Here is a 15,374-nt window from a genome sequence, read left to right on the forward strand (position 1 = left end):
AAATGAGATGAGCATTTGATAAAGCGCTTTAAAAATATTGCTACTAAGGTAACAATTAGCGGGATCTGCTAATGTATTTAATAATCAGTGTATTTTTTCAAATATTTTATATTCTTGCATTTTATAAAGTAACGTTCGTTTGCTAACACCTAACGAATTTGCGGTAGTTTCACGATGACCATTATGGCGTTTTAATGCGTTAATAATTAGCTCTTTTTCGTAATTTTTCACTTTGTCTTTTAAGGTGGTACTTGGTGAGTCAGAATCTTTAAAATTCACCGTTAAATCATGCATGTTTTTATTGGCATTTATTTGTGCAGGTAAATCGTTAGCATAGATAAATAATCCATTTGACATAATCACCGAATATTCAATGGCATTGGCTAATTCACGGATGTTACCCGGCCATGCGTATTGATTTAGTGCTTCTACCGCATCAATTGAAAAATCCAATAAGGCTTTATTTTGTTCGTGGCAAAATTGGTTAGCGAAATAGCGTGCTAATAACATGATATCATTTTGTCTTTCGCGTAATGGCGGTAAATCTAAGCTCATAACATTTAAACGATAAAACAGATCTTGTCGAAATTTTCCTGTTTCAACTAAATTTTGTAAGTTACGATTGGTTGCTGTAATTAGTCGAAAATCACTTTTAATTAATTTATTTCCACCCAGCGGTTCAAACTCTTTTTCTTGAATAACTCGTAGTAATTTTACTTGTAGATTAGTCGACATTTCGCCAACTTCGTCTAAAAATAGCGTGCCAAGGTGCGCACGTTCAAATAAACCAATTTGACGCTGATAAGCGCCAGTAAATGCCCCTTTTTCATGACCAAATAGGGTACTTTCAAGCAATGTTTCAGGTAAAGCACCACAATTGATTTTGATAAATGGACCTGTTGATCGGGTGCTGTAGTAATGAATTGTTTTCGCAACTAACTCTTTACCTGTGCCACTTTCTCCGGTAATCAGGACGGTGGTATTGGTTTGAGATACTTTTGCGATATTACGGCACAACTCCATCATATTTAAACTATTGGTTAATATATGCTCTTTATTATCAGAATTGGCTAATTCAATTTGTGGCACTAGCGAAATGCCATTTTTTTGCGCTTGACTAAATTCAAGTGTACGACAAATCAACGCTTTTAGTTCGTCTAAGTCAAATGGTTTAACAATATAATCATAAGCACCGAGTTTTAATGCCTCAACAGCAGTGTCGACACTGGCATAAGCTGTCATTAAAATAACATAGATATCAGGATTTATTGTTTTAATTATTTTTAATGCTTCAAGACCACTCATCTTTGGTAGACGATTATCCAACAAAATAAGATCAATGTGTTGTTGTTTGATGATAGCGATCGCTTCTTCACTATTGCTTGCTTCAACAACTTGATAATGTTGTTCTGATAACAAAAGACTTAATAACTTTCGTAAATTTAATTCATCTTCAACAATTAAAATTTTTTCTGACATAGGATCCTTAATTTTTAATTAATAGGTAGTGCGATCTCAACAGTAACACCTGTACTGTTCACATTATTTTTAATTGTGATTTTACCTTTATGAGAGGCAATAATCTTTTGTACTATGGGCAATCCTAAACCAGTACCGGATAGTTTTGTGGTGAAAAAAGGGTTAAATATTTTATTAAATAGTGCTTCGGGAATACCTTCACCATTATCTTTAATACAAATCAGTTGATACTTTTGATTATTCGATAATTTTGTCGAGATTTGTATAATGCCTTGCGCTGGTATTGCTTGAATGGCATTAATAATTAAGTTTAATAATGCTTGTTTAATTAACTCTTTATCCAAATATAAGGTAGATAACTGGTGGTCAAGCGAAAGCTCAATATCAATGTTATTTGAACGGTGTGAAGTGTTTATCAATATTAACACTTCTTCAATTAAGTGGTTGATATTGATTGAACTATAAAAGTTTTTTGATGGGGCTGCAAAGTCTAGTAATTGTTGTATCACGTGGTTAATTGAATCCACCTCGTTGAGAATAATTGTGATGTATTCAGACTTTTCGCTATTGCTGATATTGTTTTGCAAATATTGCACAAAACCGCGTATTGCCGCTAAAGGATTACGAATTTCATGGGCAACACCTGCCATTAATTCGCCTAATGACACAAGTCGTTCTGTTTGTTGTATTAATTTTTCAATCTCTTTTTGTTCGGTAATGTCTTTAAAAATGACTAAGGCGCCAATTATATTGCCTTGATGATCTTTTAAGTGACTGGTGCTAGACGAAATTTTGATAACCTGACCTGACACCGGAAAGTCGACTTCCACACTATTATGATCAATGCCGTTATATAAAGTATCAAGTAGTGGACTTTTAAACTCTTTATCATCTAATAATGTTGAGTAGGGCTTACCCAAAACTTGTTTTAATTGATATCCGGTCATTTTTTCAGCGGCAGGATTAAGCATGGTAATTGCACCGTTAATATCGATAGTAATGACTCCGTCTAAGCTGTTTTCTAAGATTAGTTCATTGATTGTTTTGGTTTTACTCAATGTTTCGGCAAGATTATTTATGCCAGTGACAATTTCATTTAATTCGCCACGTATCGCAGGCAGATGTAAGGTAAGATCAAAGGGTAATGCATGCAATCCATGTTTAATGACATCGATATCCGAATTGAGTTTTTGTGATAAAATCCAGGCAATTAAAATGCAACTTAACATGCACAAAATACTGATAATAATCACATTTTTATCAAAAACGAAAGTTTGTTTTTCAATGTCATCAATCGTTTCATTTGCCCAAATATAGCCTAAAATTTGATTATCACGCACAATGGGTATCATGGCATTCATGATATTGCCTCTGACTTGTTTACCAATATCAACCATACTATGACCGCTCTTCATTACTTCTCGACCTTTATGCGAAGCAGCTATTGATTTGCCTACATTGTTTCCATAAGCTGATTTAGGGGCATAGACAACAATTGCATCTAATTGTTTATGATAATAGCCAGCAGCAATTTTAGGCATATTGGCTAAGAGCGGTTCTATTTTAGGTGAAAGGTATTGATTTATTTGTTCGATTTGCTGTTGATGAGAAAGATTTGTGTCAATTTTATGGTAAGCATCATCCAATAATAGATCAAGCATTTGGCTAATAGCGTATAACTTTTGACTTTTTTCTTGGTTAAGAAGATTGCGACCTTCTTTGTCGATTAATACGGCAAAGATAATTATAGAAAAGCAAGAAAGTAACGTAACCAATAAAAAGATACGCGCGCTAATTTTATCGGGGTATAATTTTTTGAAAAAACTAGACGGCATAAATACTTTGATATCCTTAATCATCCATTATTTTTAATAGTTGTTATATATTTATCTTAAATTTAATTGTTATTCCTGTAAGTGATTATGCATTAAATCACTCGTGCTCACAAGGTCGGTGGAATAGGAATGATCGCCTAAACCACCAATTTTTATCTAATTATTAATTAGTTACATGTTAGATTGTCTTTATTTTCAATAACGTTCGATAATGACCGTAGTGCCTAATCCACCACCAATACATAGGGTTGCAAGACCTAATTGCTTATCATGATGAATCATTGAGTAAAGTAAAGTGACTAAAATGCGTGCACCACTTGCCCCTATAGGATGACCAAGTGCAATAGCTCCACCATGGATATTGGTTTTATCAAGAGCAAGATTGAGCTCTCGACCAACGCCTAAAAACTGAGCGGCAAAGGCTTCGTTAGCTTCGATTAAATCAATATCAGAAAGGTTTAGTCCAGCTTTTTGTAGCGCTAATTGAGTTGCAGGTACCGGTCCTAATCCCATAACACTAGGAGCAACTCCACCTGATGCGTAACTACGGATATATGCTAATGGTTTTAGCCCTAACTCCTTGGCTTTGCTTTCCGACATGATAACTAATGCGGCGGCACCATCATTGATACCTGAGGCGTTGCCAGCCGTCACTGTACCGTCTTTTTTAAAAGCAGGGCGGAGTTTAGTTAATGCCTCTAAACTGGCATCAAATTTAGGATGTTCATCTTGATTAAAGATAATATCCCCTTTACGGCTACTCACGGTTACTGGCACTATTTCATCAACAAACATTCCATTTTTAATTGCTTGAGAGGCTAACTGTTGAGAACGTAACGCAAGCTGATCTTGCTCTTGGCGAGTGATATTATATTGCTGAGCAACGTTTTCTGCTGTGATTCCCATATGGTAATGATGCGTTGCGCAAGTTAAACCGTCGTTAACTAAAGTGTCATAGAGTTCGGCATTTCCCATTTTTAATCCCCAACGAGCTTTGCTGTTGATTAAATAGGGCGCTTGTGACATATTTTCCATCCCACCGGCAACGACGATATCGTTGTCACCGGCCAAAATACTTTGTGCGGCTAATTCAACTGATTTTAACCCACTACCACACACTTTATTGACGGTGAAAGCAGGAACGCTATTAGCAATATTTGCCTTTAACGCTGCTTGCCTAGCAGGATTTTGTCCTAAACCGGCTTGTAATACATTCCCCATAATCACTTCATTAACTAAATTGGCGTCTAATTTTGCGCGTTTTAACGCTTCTTGTATGACAATTGCACCCAATTCAATAGTACCAACTGATACTAATGAACCATTAAAAGTGCCTATTGCTGTTCGGGTGGCGCTAACAATTACTGCTTTTTTCATAATTTACATCCTTTTATTGGTAATCAAAAAAAGTACAAACCGATGAGAAATATTGGAGTAGTAAAGATTAAGGCTGTCATGCAATAGCCCATGATGTCTCGTACCCCTAATCCCGCTATTGCAAGAGCAGGTAAAGCCCAGAATGGCTGTAACATATTCATCCACTGTTCACCATAGGCAATGGCCATGGTTGATTTACCTAAATCTGCACCTAACGCTTGAGCAGCAGGAATGACAAACGGTCCTTGAATAACCCAGTGCCCACCGCCAGAAGGCACAGCAAAGTTAATGATGCCTGAACTGAAAAAGGTCCAAATTGGGAAGGTATCTTTATTAGCAATATTGATAAAAAATTCCGTAATTAATCCACCTAAACCTGAGTGTTCCATCATTAACTGGATGCCTGCATAGAATGGAAATTGAATGATGATTCCTGCGGTACTTTTAGCTGCATTAGACACCGCGCGCATATATGCCATTGGTGTGCGGTGTAATAAGATCCCCGCAGTTAAGAAGATTAGATTGACCGTGTTGATGGTAATGTTAAAGCCATGATTGTAAAAATAGATGGCTAAATAGCTAATCCCTAGTACACCGATCAATAACGATAATATTTTGCTCTCTTCTAATTTTTCAGCTGCTGTTGCTGTTTTGCGGTCGATCTTTTTCTGAAAATCAGGTTCAGGAGCCAGTAATTCTGGATTAACAGTATGAATCGAATCATCTTTACGAATCATAAAACGTACTAAGATCGGTAAACAAATGACTAACATGACTGTAATAAAAATATTACTTGCCGAGAACATTGTGTGTGAAATAGGGATAATCCCTTGAGGATTACTTTCTGATACCATAAAGTGAGAAACAGGATTATTCGGCGTAGCAGCCATTAATGGCATCGAGCCTGATAAACCACCCCCCCAAGTCATAAAAGCAATATAGGCACATGCAATTAACAAACCATAATCAACATTTTTCACTTGTCTTGCCACTTCTTTGGCTAACATAGCGCCTACAACCAATCCAAATCCCCAATTTAAAATACAGGCTATACAACCAACAAAAGTAACAAGCATGGCTGCTTGTGTTGGGGTTTTTGCCAATGAAGCAATTGAGACTAAAATGGCTTTAACTGGGGGAGAGCTTGCCAAAGCATGGCCTGTCACAACAATCAGTGCCATTTGCATACCGAATGCTAGTAGGTTCCAAAAACCATCTCCCCACATTTTAACTAAGCCAAGAGGTTGTGAATCGGTTAATCCCCATGCCATAAAAAAGATAACAAAGGTAAGTAATAATGCAAAAATGAGTGGATCAGGTAGATATTTGCTAACTAAACTCGTGGTATATTTTGATAATCGAGAGATCATATTGCATTACTCCTCATGACCAATTGACATGGTTTTTAACTTTTCAGCAATTAAAAACTCAGCTTGTGTTTTACTTTTGATTGTGGCTAAATCGATTCCATTTGCCATTTCTATTAAGTAAAGCTGGCCATTGCGAAACTCAAATACCGCAAGTTCGGTAACAATCATGTTTACTTTTCCTTTGGCGGTGAGTGGTAAAGTACAATGGCGTAATATTTTTGCTTCGCCATTTTTAGTGCAGTGCTCCATGGCAATAATCACTTTTTTAGCGCCTGTGACTAAATCCATCGCTCCGCCCATTCCGGGTACCATTTTGCCGGGTACCATCCAATTGGCTAGATTGGCATCTTGGTCAACTTCTAAACCACCTAACACGCATGCATCAACATGACCACCTCGAATTAATACAAAAGAAAATGCACTATCAAATGTCGCACCACCTGCGATGATGCCACAAGGTTGTCCTCCGGCATTGACAATGTTTGGATGATCAACTGTTTTGGGTCCTAAGCCTAAAAAACCATTTTCCGATTGCAACGTGATATGAACATCTGTCGGCAAGTAATTCACTACTTGAGTTGGCAAACCAATTCCTAAATTAACGACATCGCCATCTTTCAGTTCTTGTGCGACACGTCTAGCTATTAACTCTTTATTATCCATTATGATTCTCCTTAATTATCAGAACTGACTATGTAATCAACAAGTGCTGCTGGCGTCATAACGGCATCTGGGTCGATTTGACCAATTTCGAGTAAATTATCCACCTGAGCAATTACGGTATTTGCGGCTGTTGCGATTAAAGGATTGAAATTGCGAGCTGAGTATTGATAAACAAGATTACCGCTATAATCGCCTTGATAAGCTTGAATAATTGCCAAATCGGCATGGATAGGGAGTTCTAACAAATATTTAACCCCATTAATGGTCAAAATTTGCTTACCTTCTTCAACGATTGTTCCAACACCAGTTGGGGTTAATACGCCACCTAAACCAGCACCGGCAGAACGAATTCTTTCAGCAAGCGTACCTTGTGGAACTAATTCAACGTCGATTTCACCTGCAATCATTTTTTTTCCGGTTTCAGGGTTCGTACCAATATGAGAGGCGATTAATCTTTTTACGCGATTATTGGTGATTAACGGACCAACGCCAGTATCGACAAAGGCGGTGTCATTACCAATTAAAGTCAAATTTTTCACGCCTGAATCTAAAATGACTTGGACGATTTTTTCAGGTGTGCCACATCCCATAAATCCTCCAAACATAATTGACATGCCATCTTTCAAATGCGTTTTAATTTGTTCTGAGTTTATTAATTTTTTTTTCATCCATTTCCTCCATGGTATAAAACCAAAATAGTTGTTATTACAATTTCAATTGCAAATGCCATACCACATCAGATAAGAGGATAGGAATTTAATTTATTTATTTGATTTAAAAGTATTTAATCTGATTTTTATATTGAAAATAAAAGTGACTTCACGAAATAATTTGCATATAAGTGCAAAATTTATTGCGTGAGTAAAGAATGGAAAAATGACCAAGAACTGCATCGGTATGGGCTAGCCACTATTTTTTAAGACATATGTTATTGCGTATCTTTTTTCACAGATAAATTCTATTTTTAAAAATTTAACCCCAAAACACATGACTGCTGTAATTATAGTCTATTTAAACTTGACGTCTAAACAAGGCAATGCTAATATTTGCCACCTATTCAGATAGACCCCTACGGCGCGTTGGCAGAGTGGCCATGCTGCGGATTGCAAATCCGTCTACCTCGGTTCGACTCCGGGACGCGCCTCCATTAAAACATCCAGAAAATCAATAAATTAAATAATTAATCACTCAAAAAATTAAAACACTTGGAATATACTTAGAATATACAGTTAGAATAAATCTTCTTTATGAGTGGATTTAACATCGGTGTAACTTTGACATTTCTGTCATAGGTATTAACTTGTTTTGGTGATTGATTGAGTTTAATTTTAGGTCTTGTTTTATGTTGTGAGTATGCTTGTTATTTTTATTGATGGCATCACACAATTCATGTTTTTTCTGTAACGTTGATTCAAGTTTGAATTATAATTACTAAAAAACCACTTAGTATTGACCACAGAAAGGAAAATAACTTATGGCATATTTCAATTATCATGCAAAAGCAAAAAAATTAATTCAAGATGGTATGCTTATTCATTATGAATTTGTCGATAATTGGAATGGCATTAAACCCGCTTTAGTTCTCTATTTCAAAGATGCTAAACCGATGCCAATTAGAGAATATCGTTGGCAAGAATATTTACCTTTAATTGGTCCAAATCATTAATCATTTTTTATTAAATTTGAACCTATAGCATCTATTTATTTAGTTGCAGGGCAATATAAAGTAACACTCGGTCGTCAAATTTGGCCAAATTAAATCCTGTTAAAGCCGCAATTTTATTTAAACGATACTCTAATGTATTGCGATGAATAAATAATGCTTCTGCAGTTTTGTTATATTGTAAATTATGACAAAACCAAGTGGAAAGTGTTTTTTGTAGTACTCCATTAGAGTCTTCTAATTGTAATTTTTTCAAAGGTGATAGTAACTCTTCAGCTTGCCAATCTTGATTTAAGCTATCAAGTAATACAGGTAAAATAAGTTCTTGATAATAAAAGTTACGACATTGTGGCATCCTTTGTTTACCGACTAACAGCGCTGTTTTAGCTGTTTGATAGGAACGGACAATCCTATCTTTATTTTGATGAAAATAGTTCCCCAATGAAATTCTCACTAGGAATTTACTGGAAGATTTGATATGACTTACTAATTGTTCTAATTTTTGTTTATGACTAGCAAGATCCCAACGATTAAATTTATTCAGTGCCGGCATCAACATGACAATTTCTGTTAATGATTTTATTGCAACAAGATTATTCTTAGTAATGTTAATTATCTCATTTTGTATATATTGTAATTCACTCATGGCAGTTTGTATGCCTAGTTGACCGCTATCAACCTCAATAATCACAACAACGTACGGTAAAGAAAGATCGATATTGAGTTTTCTGCTCCATTCTGTCACATCTACTACAGTATTCTCTGATTGAATTACGGATAAAATAAATTCTTCTTTTAAGCGATTATCTTGTGATAATTGATTAAGTAATTGCGCTTGTTCCATCATCATTTCGGCTGACATGCAAACTAACTGAGCAAATTGTGTGATTTTAGTCGGTTCGCCGGTGATGCCGATTACGCCAACGATTTCATCGTTTAATTTAAGTGGAAAATTGACGCCAGGCTTAACTCCTTTAAGTTTTTTTGCTGTAGGTGAATCGATGGTTACTACTCTTTTTTGTGAAATGGCAAGCATTGCGCCTTCATGTAGTTGTCCAATTCTATCCAAATCTCCACTACCAATAATTTTACCCTCGCCATTCATGACATTAACGTTGTGCTCGATAATTTTCATTGTTTTTTCAACGATATATTGAGCAAGAGTTGGCGTGAAATTATTAGATTTCATAGGACAAATACCTTAAAAGATTAATAATAAAATAGCCATTAAAATATTGGATCTAAATTGCATTTTGTATAAAACTTATTGTAATAATATCAACTTAAGTTATGTAAATCATTTTCTAAAATGAAAACGATAATATCTTTACTATATTAATAAAGAAAATTTTATTTATAAAAAAGGATAAAGTTTAACTAAATTTTATCTTTTAGTTTACTCTATCCTTTTTACTTATTTTCGGATGTTGCCTAGATTTTGTTTTTAAGTTGAGCAATATTAATTAAACGAGCTATATTTTCACTTGTTCGTTCAATATTGCAAAAACCTGAATCCAATAAATCTTCTATATTTGCAGCACATGGAATGATGCCAAAAATTGCATCAATTCCTTCCGGATATAGTTCATTAATATTTTTACCAACAGTACCCGCTAATGCAATAACAGGTATACTTAAGTCTTTAGCAACTTGTGCAACACCATAAGGTGTTTTTCCGAATTTTGTCTGGAAATCAATACCACCTTCGCCAGTGAAACAAAAATCGGCACCTTTTAATTTGTTTTTTAAGCCACTGTATTGGATAACAATATCAATGCCTCGTTCCATCTTACTGTTAGTAAAAGCCATTAATCCTGCTCCTAATCCACCTGCAGCCCCTGCACCAGGAATAGTCGCTACATCTTTGCCGAGTTGAGATTGGATAATCGAGGCATAATGTTTTAAATTGTTATCTAATTGTTTGACCATTTCAGGGGTAGCCCCTTTTTGTGGACCAAAAACGTTTGAAGCACCTTTTTCTCCACATAATGGATTAGTTACATCACTTGCAACTATAAACTGAACTGTATTTAGTGCTGGATTTATATCAGTCACATCAATTTTTACCAATTCAGCTAGCGCACCACCACCTTTGCTTAATATTTTATGATCTTTATCATAGAATTTAACCCCTAAAGCTTGAGCCATTCCAGCTCCACCATCATTAGTTGCACTTCCACCAATACCTAAAATGATTTTCTTTACGTCATGTTTTAAGCAAGCTAGAATCAATTCACCAGTACCGTAAGTTGTGGTAATCAACGGGTTACGTTTTTCTTTTGATATTAATTGAATGCCACTTGCAGAAGCCATTTCAATAACTGCAGTAGTTTTATCACCCAATATTCCATAATGTGCAGTTACTTTATCGCCTAAAGGACCTGTTACTTGACAAGAATAAAGCGTACCATTTGTTGCATCAACTAAGGATTGTGTTGTTCCTTCACCACCATCAGCCATAGGAACATGAATAAAATTTGCATCAGGGTATACTTTTTTTAAACCTGATTCCATTGCTTTACAAACTTCCTTTGCAGTCATACTTTCCTTGAAAGAATCCGGTGCAAGTACAAATGTTTTTTGTTTCATAACATAATATCCCGATATTAAATAATAAAGTCATATAAAATTGTTGCGACGATTGTCATCGTGCCACCAACAAGTGCTTCAAAAGGAATTAATTTCATACGTTGTTTAATTGACATGTTCATACTATTACCAGTGACATGGAAATAGTTACCTTGAGGTAAGGAGTCAATTACCGTTGCACCGGTATGCATCATGACAGCAGCGCTTATACTTGGTATTCCTAAATCAGTAATGGTTGTACCGAATGTACCGGTTGCTAGAATTACCCCTGTTGATGTTGAAGCGGTTGCTGCAGCCATTAAAATACCTGAAATTGGTGACAGGTAATAACCTGATATCCCCATAGAATCAATAATATCAATGACTTGTTTAGCGAGGTTAGATGAACCAATTAATCCCGCTATAGCACCAGCTCCGACCAAAATAAGTACAGTCGGCGTCATTTTATCGATACCTGATTTAGTGTACAGCGCAATTTTACGATGCTGACCCATCGCTAGCATACCAACCATACCGGCAATAGGTAAAACATATAATGCATCTAGTTTTAAGTTAGTTAAAAAATCAATATGAAAAATATTACCAATTGGACTTAGCATTAGTAATAAGATAGCAGTAACGGGGGCGACAATAGCTTTTCCTAATGAAGGATTATTGGTTTTTTCATCAGTATTATTTTTTAACATTAGCACTTCTTGAGTCGCGATTTTGTCGCCTTTATTTTTTATTAATGAAGCAATAATAACTGTAGCCATTAACCCAAATATTGCAGGAATGAAACCAGCTATCATCACATCGCTTAAACTTAAATTAAATCCATTTGCAACGGCTATAGTATTTGGGTTTGGTGAAATAATATTTCCTGCTTTTCCTCCTCCAGATAGTGCTAATAAAAGTGCTAAACGTGATATGCCCATTTTATTGCCGACTGATAGTGCGATAGGGGCTACGATTAATACTGCAACAGGTATAAAGACACCTGATGCGGTAATAATTCCTGTTGCTAACGCTAAAGCGAGTAATGCTTTTTTCTCACCTAATTTTCGTACCACTGCTTGGGCAATCGTTTCTGCAGCGCCCGATTCCATCATCACACCAGCTAAAATACCTGCAGCTAATACACGAATCACCGTTCCCATAATACTTTGTGTACCGCTAGTTAATATCGATACTGTTTGAAGTAAGTTTGCGCCACCAATAAAAGCACCAATGATAGCGCCAAAGAATAGTGAATAAACAGGATTTATACCACGCAAAATTAAAAAAATAGCTAAAAACAAACCTATTAGTGCACCGTACCAATTGATCAGTTCAGTCATTAAAATCCTCCTTGTTTTGAAAATAGCATTAATTTGAATTCGGCTAATTTTAATCTTAGGATGAGTTTAAAGCTATGTAACATTGCCCAAAAATCATAAGTTATAAGTTTAATAAAATTGGGCGTAGTTATAATTTGATGTGAGCTACGTCACATTATTGGGTAATATATTTATTATTTTAACAATAAGTTAGAATATATGTTTCAATATATGATTGATGTTATATTTTTTTAAGTGATTTTTACAAAATATTCTTACATGATGCTTAAAATCATTTTTTCTAAATTAAGTGATTCACATAAATTTGCCAACCGATCCGCTAAAGCGTAAAATGCCCACCTATTTTGCTTAACCTATTACTAATAAGTAATACTGACTTGAAATCAGAGGCATTTTTTAATGACAAATTTATATGCAAAACCCGAATTACTTTCTCCTGCTGGTTCTTTAAAAAATATGCGCTACGCATTTGCATATGGCGCAGATGCGGTTTATGCCGGTCAACCACGTTATAGTTTGCGCGTTCGTAACAATGAATTTAATCACGAAAATTTAGCTATCGGGATTAATGAAGCCCATGCACAGGGTAAAAAATTTTATGTGGTTGTTAATATTGCGCCACACAATTCAAAATTAAAAACATTTATTCGAGATTTAGAACCAATCGTTAATATGAAGCCTGACGCATTTATTATGTCAGATCCAGGATTGATTATGTTGGTTCGTGAGCATTTTCCTGAAATGGAAGTGCATTTATCGGTGCAATCGAATGCCGTTAACTGGGCGACAGTAAAATTTTGGCAAAAAATGGGATTAACCCGTGTAGTTTTATCGCGTGAATTATCACTCGATGAGATAGCTGAAATACGTGAAAAAGTACCTGAAATGGAGCTTGAAGTATTTATTCATGGTGCACTGTGTATGGCTTATTCAGGGCGTTGTCTGCTTTCCGGTTACATTAATAAAAGAGATTCAAATCAAGGTACTTGTACTAATGCGTGTCGTTGGGAGTATAAAGTATCTGAAGGCAAAGAGGATGAAATAGGGCAAATTGTGCATAAATGTGAACCTATACCAGTTCAGCAAATTGATCCTACTTTAGGTATTGGACCAACCACTAATCAGGTTTTTATGCTTGAAGAATCTGGGCGCCCAGGTGAATATATGCAAGCCTATGAAGATGAGCATGGCACTTATATCATGAATTCAAAAGATTTAAGAGCTGTTGAGTTAGTCGGTGATTTGACTAAGATCGGTGTTCATTCTTTAAAAATCGAAGGGCGAACTAAGTCTTTTTATTACTGTGCCAGGACTGCTCAAGTTTACCGTCAAGCTATTGATGCAGCAAGTGAAGGTAAACCTTTTGATCCTCGCTTATTAGCTGAATTGGATTCTTTAGCGCATCGAGGCTATACTGAAGGCTTTTTACGCCGTCATAAACACGAAGATATGCAAAATTATGTGCATAGTCATTCAGTGTCAGAGCGGCAACAATTTGTTGGTGAGTTTAGCGGTGAACGTTTAAATGGTCTTGCCGAAGTGATTGTTAAAAATAAGTTTTCGGTAGGCGATAGTGTGGAAATGATGACGCCAAAAGGCAATAAAAATTTTGTAATTGAACGAATGGAAAATAAAAAAGGGCAACCTGTTCCAGCAGGTCTTGGTGATGGACATATTGTTTATATCCCAATACCCGAAGAAATTGACCTAAATTATGCACTACTAATGCGTAATTTTGATTAATTTAGTTACGATTCAAAACTGTTCGGCAAACAAGCCGAACAGCCTTTACTATCTGACTATTGACGAATCAAATCGTCACCAAAAGCTATCCATTTATAAGTCGTTAATGCCTCAAGTCCCATTGGTCCGCGCGCATGCAGTTTTTGCGTACTTACGGCAACTTCAGCACCAAGGCCAAATTGTCCACCATCTGTAAAGCGAGTAGATGCATTGACATAAACCGCTGCTGCATCAACTAAATTAACGAACTGTTCGGCATTAGCTAAATCACGCGTTAAGATAGCTTCGGAATGACCACTGCCATATTCGCGAATGTGTTCAACAGCCATGGTTAGCGAATCAACAATGACAATATTTAAATCTTTTGATAGCCATTCTTGACGAAGCTCTGCATCTTCAACAGGAAATACGTTGGCAACGCCTGTTTCTAAAATTTTAAATGCATCAGCATCGGCATGTAATATTACGTTATTATCTGCCATGATTTGACTAAGTTTGGGTAAAAATGTATCGGCAATATTAGTATGAACAAGTAATGTTTCAAGTGTATTACAAGTACTTGGACGTTGGGTTTTTGCATTAATAATTATTGGAAATGCACAATCAAAATCCATACTTTCATCCATGAACATATGACAAACACCAATTCCACCTGTAATGACTGGAATAGTGGAGTGTTCACGACACAATTTATGCAAGGCTGAACCACCACGTGGAATAATCATATCAACATATCGGTCGAGCTTTAGTAGTTCATTGATATATTTACGATCAGGATTATCAATAAATTGTATCGCGGTTTTGGGCAATCCAACTTGTTCTAATGCTTGTTGAAGAATCGCTATAATAGCGGTATTGGTGTGAATAGTTTCTTTACCGCCACGTAATATTGTGGCATTGCCTGTTTTTAAACATAATGCTGCAATATCGATAGTTACATTGGGTCTTGCTTCATAAATTACGCCGATAACGCCTAGCGGCACTCGGTGACGTTGTAACTTTAATCCGTTTTCTAAGGTTGAGCCATCAATGACTTGACCGATTGGATCGGTTAATAATTCGACTTTACGTACATCATTTGCGATAGAGGCTAGCCGTTCTGGGGTTAAAAGTAAGCGATCAAGTAGTGCCTCACTTAATTCTTGTTGTTTAGCGACTTCAATATCTTTTTTGTTTGCATTAAGGATGATTGTGCTGTTTTTTTCGAGTAAATCAGCAATACTACTTAACACTTTATTTTTAATGGCAGTAGGGCATTGTGATAATTGATATGAAGCTTGTTTTGCATCTTTTCCCATCTGTTGTAACATTTTTTGCCTCTATATATAATATTTTT

Annotated in this window: 12 protein-coding genes and 1 tRNA gene; 3 read left to right on the forward strand and 10 right to left on the reverse strand. The window is 35.8% G+C overall.

The window, feature by feature from the left end:
• Positions 1–84: 84 nt before the first annotated feature.
• From J3U63_RS04775 to atoD, 6 genes are all read right to left on the reverse strand, one after another.
• Positions 85–1,479 (reverse strand): sigma-54-dependent transcriptional regulator, encoded by a 1,395-nt coding sequence (locus J3U63_RS04775; RefSeq protein ID WP_267366987.1) that lies wholly within the window; start codon positions 1,477–1,479, stop codon positions 85–87.
• A gap of 14 nt (positions 1,480–1,493) precedes the next feature.
• Complete coding sequence (gene atoS / locus J3U63_RS04780; RefSeq protein ID WP_267347916.1) at positions 1,494–3,338, reverse strand: two-component system sensor histidine kinase AtoS; 1,845 nt, start codon at positions 3,336–3,338, stop codon at positions 1,494–1,496.
• 171 nt (positions 3,339–3,509) lie between these two features.
• Positions 3,510–4,691 carry an acetyl-CoA C-acetyltransferase gene (locus J3U63_RS04785; RefSeq protein ID WP_267370708.1) on the reverse strand — a complete coding sequence of 394 codons (1,182 nt, stop codon included), beginning with the start codon at positions 4,689–4,691 and terminating at the stop codon, positions 3,510–3,512.
• Between the two features lie 23 nt (positions 4,692–4,714).
• Positions 4,715–6,061: a TIGR00366 family protein gene (locus J3U63_RS04790; protein ID WP_267344231.1), complete on the reverse strand. Its 1,347-nt coding sequence runs from the start codon at positions 6,059–6,061 to the stop codon at positions 4,715–4,717.
• A 6-nt stretch (positions 6,062–6,067) separates the two neighbouring features.
• Positions 6,068–6,724 (reverse strand): 3-oxoacid CoA-transferase subunit B, encoded by a 657-nt coding sequence (locus J3U63_RS04795; protein WP_267370710.1) that lies wholly within the window; start codon positions 6,722–6,724, stop codon positions 6,068–6,070.
• A gap of 11 nt (positions 6,725–6,735) precedes the next feature.
• Positions 6,736–7,392: an acetate CoA-transferase subunit alpha gene (atoD, locus tag J3U63_RS04800; protein WP_267366994.1), complete on the reverse strand. Its 657-nt coding sequence runs from the start codon at positions 7,390–7,392 to the stop codon at positions 6,736–6,738.
• A gap of 405 nt (positions 7,393–7,797) precedes the next feature.
• Between atoD and J3U63_RS04805 the strand changes: the two genes are divergently transcribed.
• Both J3U63_RS04805 and J3U63_RS04810 read left to right on the forward strand, forming a co-directional pair.
• Positions 7,798–7,871 (forward strand) — tRNA-Cys (locus J3U63_RS04805).
• A 327-nt stretch (positions 7,872–8,198) separates the two neighbouring features.
• On the forward strand, positions 8,199–8,390 hold the full coding sequence (locus tag J3U63_RS04810; protein ID WP_267344228.1) for a hypothetical protein: 192 nt from the start codon (positions 8,199–8,201) through the stop codon (positions 8,388–8,390).
• Between the two features lie 31 nt (positions 8,391–8,421).
• Here J3U63_RS04810 and J3U63_RS04815 read toward each other — a convergent pair whose 3' ends face one another.
• The 3 genes from J3U63_RS04815 to J3U63_RS04825 form a co-directional block, all read right to left on the reverse strand.
• Positions 8,422–9,576, reverse strand: coding sequence for a sugar diacid recognition domain-containing protein (locus tag J3U63_RS04815; RefSeq protein ID WP_267344227.1), 1,155 nt, complete (start codon positions 9,574–9,576; stop codon positions 8,422–8,424).
• A gap of 242 nt (positions 9,577–9,818) precedes the next feature.
• A complete protein-coding gene (locus J3U63_RS04820) occupies positions 9,819–10,976 on the reverse strand; it encodes a glycerate kinase (protein WP_267344226.1) in 1,158 nt (385 codons plus the stop codon).
• A 17-nt stretch (positions 10,977–10,993) separates the two neighbouring features.
• Positions 10,994–12,295 (reverse strand): GntP family permease, encoded by a 1,302-nt coding sequence (locus J3U63_RS04825; RefSeq protein ID WP_267370711.1) that lies wholly within the window; start codon positions 12,293–12,295, stop codon positions 10,994–10,996.
• Between the two features lie 399 nt (positions 12,296–12,694).
• Between J3U63_RS04825 and yegQ the strand changes: the two genes are divergently transcribed.
• Entirely contained in the window at positions 12,695–14,038 is a 1,344-nt protein-coding gene (yegQ, locus tag J3U63_RS04830; RefSeq protein ID WP_267367005.1) for a tRNA 5-hydroxyuridine modification protein YegQ, read from the forward strand.
• A 56-nt stretch (positions 14,039–14,094) separates the two neighbouring features.
• On the opposite strand, the gene proA is transcribed toward yegQ, so the two are convergent.
• The gene (proA, locus tag J3U63_RS04835) at positions 14,095–15,348 is read right to left on the reverse strand and encodes a glutamate-5-semialdehyde dehydrogenase (RefSeq protein WP_267370712.1); all 1,254 of its coding nucleotides are present in this window, start codon (positions 15,346–15,348) and stop codon (positions 14,095–14,097) included.
• Positions 15,349–15,374 lie beyond the last annotated feature (26 nt).

Origin of the sequence: Gilliamella sp. B2838 (genome assembly GCF_026536185.1) — a bacterium.
Lineage (GTDB): Bacteria > Pseudomonadota > Gammaproteobacteria > Enterobacterales > Orbaceae > Gilliamella.

What these genes read in the sequence shown, in the direction of transcription:
- J3U63_RS04785 (WP_267370708.1), bottom strand. Translation starts at nt 4,691, where the DNA reads ATGAAAAAAGCAGTAATTGTTAGCGCCACCCGAACAGCAATAGGCACT.
- J3U63_RS04790 (WP_267344231.1), bottom strand. Translation starts at nt 6,061, where the DNA reads ATGATCTCTCGATTATCAAAATATACCACGAGTTTAGTTAGCAAATAT.
- atoD (WP_267366994.1), bottom strand. Translation starts at nt 7,392, where the DNA reads ATGAAAAAAAAATTAATAAACTCAGAACAAATTAAAACGCATTTGAAA.
- J3U63_RS04795 (WP_267370710.1), bottom strand. Translation starts at nt 6,724, where the DNA reads ATGGATAATAAAGAGTTAATAGCTAGACGTGTCGCACAAGAACTGAAA.
- proA (WP_267370712.1), bottom strand. Translation starts at nt 15,348, where the DNA reads ATGTTACAACAGATGGGAAAAGATGCAAAACAAGCTTCATATCAATTA.
- J3U63_RS04825 (WP_267370711.1), bottom strand. Translation starts at nt 12,295, where the DNA reads ATGACTGAACTGATCAATTGGTACGGTGCACTAATAGGTTTGTTTTTA.
- J3U63_RS04810 (WP_267344228.1), top strand. Translation starts at nt 8,199, where the DNA reads ATGGCATATTTCAATTATCATGCAAAAGCAAAAAAATTAATTCAAGAT.
- J3U63_RS04820 (WP_267344226.1), bottom strand. Translation starts at nt 10,976, where the DNA reads ATGAAACAAAAAACATTTGTACTTGCACCGGATTCTTTCAAGGAAAGT.
- atoS (WP_267347916.1), bottom strand. Translation starts at nt 3,338, where the DNA reads ATGATTAAGGATATCAAAGTATTTATGCCGTCTAGTTTTTTCAAAAAA.
- J3U63_RS04775 (WP_267366987.1), bottom strand. Translation starts at nt 1,479, where the DNA reads ATGTCAGAAAAAATTTTAATTGTTGAAGATGAATTAAATTTACGAAAG.
- yegQ (WP_267367005.1), top strand. Translation starts at nt 12,695, where the DNA reads ATGACAAATTTATATGCAAAACCCGAATTACTTTCTCCTGCTGGTTCT.
- J3U63_RS04815 (WP_267344227.1), bottom strand. Translation starts at nt 9,576, where the DNA reads ATGAAATCTAATAATTTCACGCCAACTCTTGCTCAATATATCGTTGAA.